Here is a 6,540-nt window from a genome sequence, read left to right as displayed (position 1 = left end):
CTCCTCGCTAAAAAGAACTTTCGAATCACAGAATCACTCTTGGTGTTGATCACGGGTCATCCCGTGCCTTCCGTATCGATTTTTAGGTAACATTCTTCTGGATCGATTTTCAGGTACCATTTTTTAATTTTTTTTCAATTCTTCCAACATCCATGAGCTCATGTCCTCCTTGAATATTATTGGTAGGACGTAGGTAGATTGCATCAATTGTTCGAGGATCATTGGAATTTTTTGGTGCATTTTCCTGGTATGCCTGAACATAAGCTCCAAATGGGATTTGGCAATGCTTATTAAAATCCCAGTTCCTTCCACCCAAAATAACATGAGGGCTCAGGTAAGGTGACACTCCTCCCTTGGCTGGTAACAGATTAAGCTGCTTTGTTGACACCATTGCCAAATACCTTAGCATAACTTTTGGCAGGGCTTTGTAGGGGAGGTTGTGGTAGGCACAGCGGATTCGTTCGGCAATTGTGCGATTGTTTCGTTCCGCCTCCGGAACGTGCTCATCGGTCCACATTCAGAGCATACGTAAACGATTTTATTTTTGTCCCGGCTCACTTAACGCAACCTTTCTTTCTCTCTTCCTTTTAAAGACGATCTTGCCAGAAGAAGCGCCTATAACTATGGTATCTCCGTCTTCAAACCTATCTGACAGCAAATCCTCCGAAAGCGGATCTTCTATCATTTTTTGTATTTCTCTCTTCAACGGTCTTGCACCATAAATAGGATCGAACCCTTTAGAAATTACGAGTTCCTTGGCCTGATCGCTTACTAAAATCTTTATGCTGCGCTCGGAAAGACGCTTTTTAAGGTCTCCAAGCAATATGTCTATGATCTTCTCTATATGCGCTTTGCTAAGCGGATGGAACACTATGATTTCATCGAGCCTGTTCAAAAATTCCGGCCTGAACGTCCTTTTAACTTCATCCATGACTATGGATTTCATGCTTTCGTAATTTGCATCGCTGCTTTCTTCGACGAACCCAAGCCCTCTTTTTGTTTTGTTTATGAACTCTCCTCCGAGATTAGATGTCATTATGAGTATCGTGTTTTTGAAATCTACTATGTGACCTTGCGAATCCGTCAATCTTCCGTCATCCAGTATCTGAAGCAGCAGATTGAAAACATCCGGATGTGCCTTTTCTATCTCATCAAGAAGCACAACCGAAAATGGTTTTCTTCTTATTTTTTCGGTTAAAGTTCCGCCTTCCTCATATCCAACATAACCAGGAGGTGCGCCCACAAGCCTCGATACCGAAAACCTCTCCATGTATTCGGACATATCGATTCTCACAAGGGCATTCTCGTCACCAAAGAGATATTCCGCAAGCGCTTTGGCAAGTTCTGTTTTACCGACGCCTGTCGGACCGAGGAACATGAACGATCCCATCGGCCTTCTCGGATCTTTAAGACCAGATCTTGCACGTCTTATGGCACTTGAGACGGCTTTAATGGCCTCTTCCTGAGCAACGATACGTCTGTGAAGTTCTTCTTCAAGTTTCAAGAGTCTGTCACTTTCGGTCTTTTCAAGTTTGGTAAGCGGAATTCCCGTCCATATGGATATAGTTTTGGCTATGCTGTCCGAATCAACCGTTATTATTTCCGTCTCTCTGCGTTTTTTCCACTCGTTGTACTTATCGTTAAGCAACTGCTGAAGATCTCTTTCTTTAAACCTTACCTCGGCGGCACGATCGTAATTTTGCTGTGCTATTGAAAGTTCTTTTTCTTCTTGAATTGTCTTTATCTTCCTTTCAAGTTCCTTTATCTCATCGGGAACTGTCATGCTGTTGAGCCTTGCACTTGCCCCTGCTTCATCTATGAGATCTATGGCCTTATCCGGAAGATAATGGTCCGTTATGTACCTTTGAGAGAGTTTAACGGCCAAATCAAGTGCGTCATTGGTATATCTCACTTTGTGATGTATTTCGTACTTGGACTTCAATCCTTTGAGTATCTCAAGCGTTTGGTCCGTCGTTGGCTCTCCGACATAAATTTTTTGGAATCTTCTTTCAAGCGCCGCGTCCTTTTCTATGAATTGCCTGTACTCATCAGGCGTTGTTGATCCTATCATTTGAAGTTCTCCGCGAGACAGGGCGGGCTTAAGTATATTTGCGGCATCAACTGCACCTTCGGCCGCTCCTGCTCCCACTATCGTGTGAACTTCATCGACAAAAAGAATTATGGAATGATCGTCTTTAACGGTTCCTATAACTTTTTTGAGCCTTTTTTCAAATTCACCGCGATACTTTGTGCCGGCTATAAGTGCCGCTATGTCAAGCGAAAAAATGACCTTACCTCTCAGCAATTCCGGCACATCACCGGACGAAATCCTTTGCGCTAACCCTTCAACTATCGCGGTTTTACCCACACCCGGGTCACCTATCAAGACAGGATTGTTTTTCTTTCTTCTCGTTAAAATTTGCATGATCCTTTCAATCTCACGTTCTCTGCCTATGACGGGATCAAGTTTACCGTTTTTGGCTTCCTCTGTAAGATCGACTCCAAGTCCTTCGAGATTTTTAACAGATCGCATAACGTCCTGAGATGGGTTTGGACGTGTGAAATCATCATCATCGGAATCTTCGTTGTTTTGCGAAGCACCGCCCATTTCATCTATCAATTCACGTCTGAGATCAACGAGATCTATTCCAAACTTCCTTAAAACATGCGCTGCAACGCCTTCTCCTTCTCTCAAAATTGCAAGCAATATATGTTCTGTCGATATGTAATTTTGTCCCAAAAGTTGAGCCTCTTCGTAGGCGAGTTCTATTATCTTCCTTGCCCTCGGCGTCATCTGGGGCGAAGAGACATTCTCTCTTGGAATTCCAGCACCTACAACGGCTATGATTTCCTGTTTTAAAGATGCATAATCCAGGCCATGTTCCCTTAGAACATTGTAAGCCTCGCCATTTGCCGATTTCATAACGCCCAACAGCAAATGTTCCGTTCCGACGTAAGAATGTCCAAGAGCCCTTGCTTCATCTTGAGCAGCCACAAAAACCTGGGCTGCACGTTTTGAAAATTTATTGAACATAGATAAATCACCCTCTTTCAAACCCTCGGCAAGTAAGCAATGGAAAGATAAATCAGGTTAACCATCACATGAACCGTCGAACTTACCGTCAGGGTTCCTCTCTTATAGTATAGCAAATTTAACAGCATTCCGAAAACAAAAAGTTTCATCCAATCTTGAAAAGGATGCACAACTGCAAAGGCTACTGAGGTCAAAATTATGGCAAATTCTGGAGAAAAGAAATGTTTCAGATATCCATAAATTGCTCCTCTGAAGATCACCTCTTCGACAACCGGAAAAAACAATCCTAATGATATGACAGCCACAAATGCATTGGGGTTCATGCTCATCTTCGAAAATATGGGTTCATCCCATATAAAAGCGGTTAAAAAACTCATCACAAGGTAAACGCCAAAAATACCGGGAAAAACTATAACACTCCATATAAGGTCGGGTCCAAAAGAAGAAATTCTAAACCACGAACCAATTCCATATCCTTTTTGTTTCAAAATCAAATGAAAGCCCCACACAGTTAAGACAGAAAGCAGTATCAGAAGAAAGGCAGAGAGTGTGTCAGAAACCCAGCCCAAATATTTGAAGATCGCAAGAAGTAAAAAGATCGGGAAGTTAATCGCCAAAATTATCAGTAAATCAAAGAAATCGACGTAAATTTCATCGCTTTTTTCTTTCACGGAATAATTATAACATACTTTAAGTTCATTTAATCAAAAAGCCAACAAGAACGGCACCTTCGCCGGCGTTTAAAGTTATTGCGGGGCTTGTCGGGCTAACGGTAAAAGTATAATCATTTCCGAGTTTTGATATCAGGTAATCCACACTTTGCTGTGCATTAACATGCGCTATGTAAATTTTTTTATTCATCACCTCATACGATTCGACGTAATTGACAATTTCTCTCAGAACTCTTTGAAAGCCTAACACGATCTTGTGAAATTTGATTTCTCCGTCTTCTCCTTTCAAAACAGGCTTCACGTTGAGCAAAGTAACGAGTTTGCCGGCTATAAGGTGTGCTCTTCCGCCTCTTACAAGATTTTCAACGGTTTGAACGCCAAAGATCGTTTTTACAGTTAAAGAAAGTTTTCTCAATTCTTCGGCGCTTTTTCTTAAATCGCCCATTTTTGAAAGTTCAACACCTTTTGCAACCACAGCGCCAAGCGCGGAGGTTGTCGTAAGTGAGTCTACCGTTTCAACTTTTCCTTTGAATTTTTGGGCTGCCAATGTCGCACTGTTGTAGGTACCGCTCAACTTCGATGATATGTGAATTGAAAGAATGCCATCGTATGTTTTAAGAATTTTCTCGTACATTTTTTCAAATTCATCCGGATTGGGTTGAGAAGTTGTTACCTTTTTACCCCTTTTTACCTCTTCAAACATCTGTTGTGTTGTTAATTCTTTGATCTCCCCATCGACAAGTGTTTTCAAATTGATAACTTCAACGTCATTTGCCTTGAACCACTCCGAAGGTAAATCGCACGAATTGTCCGTTACAACTTTTATCTTTCCCATGGCATTTCCTCAAACATCAACGATTTCGTTGTCTATAAGTCTCGTTTTCCCAAGGTATATTGCGGCGGCCACTATCACTTTAGATGTGATCTTCGAGATTGGTATGAGTTTTTCTTCATCTACGATTTCAAAATATTGGACTTTTATTTCCGGATAAACCCTTAATTTGTTTATGGCCTCTCTTTTTATCTTGTAAGCGTCCCTTCTTCCTGACTTTATCTGATCGACGGTGTATTTTATCGCCTGATGAAGCATCGGAGCCACTTTTCTTTCTTCCGAAGAAAGATACATGTTCCTTGAACTCAAAGCAAGGCCATCCGGTTCTCTGACTATGGGCATTTCGATCATCTCAACGCTCATGTTCAAATCACCGACCATCCTTTTAAGCATCCTGAATTGCTGAGCATCCTTCTGCCCAAAGTAAGCACGGGTGGGTTTTACCATGTTCAAAAGTTTATTCACCACCAGCGCAACGCCGTCGAAATGACCTGGCCTGTAATAGCCACAAAGATAATCCGTCAAATTCGCAACATGAATCGATGTAGAAAAGCCTTCGGGATACATCTCCGAAGATTCAGGAGCGAAGATGTAATCGACATTTTCGCGATCAAGCAACGCTTGATCTTTATCAAGCACTCTCGGATACGCACCGAAATCTTCCCTCAGACCAAACTGGGCAGGATTCACGAAAATGCTTACGACAACGATATCGTTATGCTTTCTTGCCTCTTTTACGAGGGAAAGATGGCCTGCATGAAGCGCCCCCATCGTTGGAACGAAACCCACGCTTTTACCGGCATAATTTTTTGAGATCTCAACCATTTCACTTACGTGCTTTATCGTTTTCAAACTTTTTCTCTCCTTTCAGATATTCAAGCACAATATTTTTAAGGACGGGAAGAATTTCTTCCCTGCTGACTGTTGATACCATTTTACCATCCATGTAAATCACACCGCCGCCTTTGGTACCAAAGACGGCCACATCCGCACCTTTTGCCTCTCCAAGTCCGTTGACAACACATCCCATAACCGCAACTTTTATCTTACCTCTAACATTTGCAAGCGATTTTTTCACCTCTCTTGCCAGTTCCTCAACGTTTATCTCGGTACGTGCACAAGTCGGACAGGCGATGATTTCAGGGCCATCAAAGGCATTTACACTTTGAAGTATGGAATAAGCAATTCCTATTTCCTCAACCGGATTGCCCGCGATTGAAACCCTTATCGTATCACCAATCCCTTCGTAAAGCAAATGCCCAAGCGCAAAGGCCGATTTAACGATTGCATCTTCATAAATACCGGCTTCGGTCACTCCGATATGCAGCGGATGAGAAGTCATCTTGGACAATTTTTCATTTGCAACAATAGTTTCAATTGGATCGGAAGACTTAACGGCCACCACTATATCACCGAATCCAACTGACTCAAGCGTGTTGACTTCATCTATGGCACTCTGGACAAGCGCATCAACGGGATTGTCAAATTTCTTAATGTAAGACTCATCTATTGAACCGGCATTCGCGCCGACCCTTATCGGAACACCGTGATCTTTTGCAACACGTGCAACTTCTTCAACCTTCCACCTCGCGCCTATGTTTCCAGGATTTATCCTTACCTTATCAACTCCTGCAAGAATCGATCCTATCGCTATTTTGTAATCAAAATGTACATCGGCAACTATCGGTATTTTCACAAGAGACTTTATGGCTTTCAAAGATTCGACGCATGCTTCGTCATAAACGCTGATCCTTGCTATTTTACATCCTGCCGATTCCAGATTTTTTATCTGTTCAACTGTGGCAGTAACGTTTTTTGTATCCGTGTTGGTCATAGATTGAACAGCGACAGGATTTCCGCCGCCAACAAGCACATTTCCGATTTTAACAACCTTTGTCAAGTCATCACCTTCATTTTGAGAAATACCATTTACGATTTATTATATACTTGATCAACTTTAAATGTGAAATATCCTAAAACGACTTTAGGGTAGACCCGTGGTG

General features: G+C 42.1%; 6 protein-coding genes. All 6 read right to left on the bottom strand.

The features are described 5' to 3' along the window. Nucleotides 1-109 precede the first annotated feature (109 nt). The gene (locus ACP5NR_RS03580; protein ID WP_428005989.1) at nucleotides 110-346 is read right to left on the bottom strand and encodes a hypothetical protein; all 237 of its coding nucleotides are present in this window, start codon (nucleotides 344-346) and stop codon (nucleotides 110-112) included. A gap of 192 nt (nucleotides 347-538) precedes the next feature. Then, nucleotides 539-3,034 carry an ATP-dependent Clp protease ATP-binding subunit gene (locus ACP5NR_RS03575; RefSeq protein WP_428005535.1) on the bottom strand — a complete coding sequence of 832 codons (2,496 nt, stop codon included), beginning with the start codon at nucleotides 3,032-3,034 and terminating at the stop codon, nucleotides 539-541. Nucleotides 3,035-3,051: 17 nt separating this feature from the next. Then, nucleotides 3,052-3,705, bottom strand: a complete 654-nt coding sequence (locus tag ACP5NR_RS03570; RefSeq protein WP_428005988.1) for a lysostaphin resistance A-like protein — start codon at nucleotides 3,703-3,705, stop codon at nucleotides 3,052-3,054. Between the two features lie 25 nt (nucleotides 3,706-3,730). After that, a complete protein-coding gene (locus ACP5NR_RS03565) occupies nucleotides 3,731-4,540 on the bottom strand; it encodes a DegV family protein (protein WP_428005987.1) in 810 nt (269 codons plus the stop codon). Between the two features lie 9 nt (nucleotides 4,541-4,549). Beyond that, nucleotides 4,550-5,389, bottom strand: coding sequence for a pantoate--beta-alanine ligase (gene panC / locus ACP5NR_RS03560; protein ID WP_428005986.1), 840 nt, complete (start codon nucleotides 5,387-5,389; stop codon nucleotides 4,550-4,552). Beyond that, the gene (gene ispG, locus ACP5NR_RS03555) at nucleotides 5,364-6,437 is read right to left on the bottom strand and encodes a flavodoxin-dependent (E)-4-hydroxy-3-methylbut-2-enyl-diphosphate synthase (protein ID WP_428005985.1); all 1,074 of its coding nucleotides are present in this window, start codon (nucleotides 6,435-6,437) and stop codon (nucleotides 5,364-5,366) included. The genes panC and ispG overlap by 26 nt, the downstream gene beginning before the upstream one ends. Nucleotides 6,438-6,540: the final 103 nt, after the last annotated feature.

The sequence above is a fragment of the Athalassotoga sp. genome (assembly GCF_049965695.1).
Taxonomy (GTDB): Bacteria; Thermotogota; Thermotogae; order Mesoaciditogales; family Mesoaciditogaceae; genus Athalassotoga.
Note: the sequence above shows the minus strand (reverse complement) of the source record. Positions and strands in the feature narration are given on the sequence as shown.

Bases quoted from the DNA above. Each gene is read 5' to 3' on its own strand.
- ACP5NR_RS03565 (WP_428005987.1), bottom strand. From the start codon at position 4,540: ATGGGAAAGATAAAAGTTGTAACGGACAATTCGTGCGATTTACCTTCG.
- ACP5NR_RS03575 (WP_428005535.1), bottom strand. From the start codon at position 3,034: ATGTTCAATAAATTTTCAAAACGTGCAGCCCAGGTTTTTGTGGCTGCT.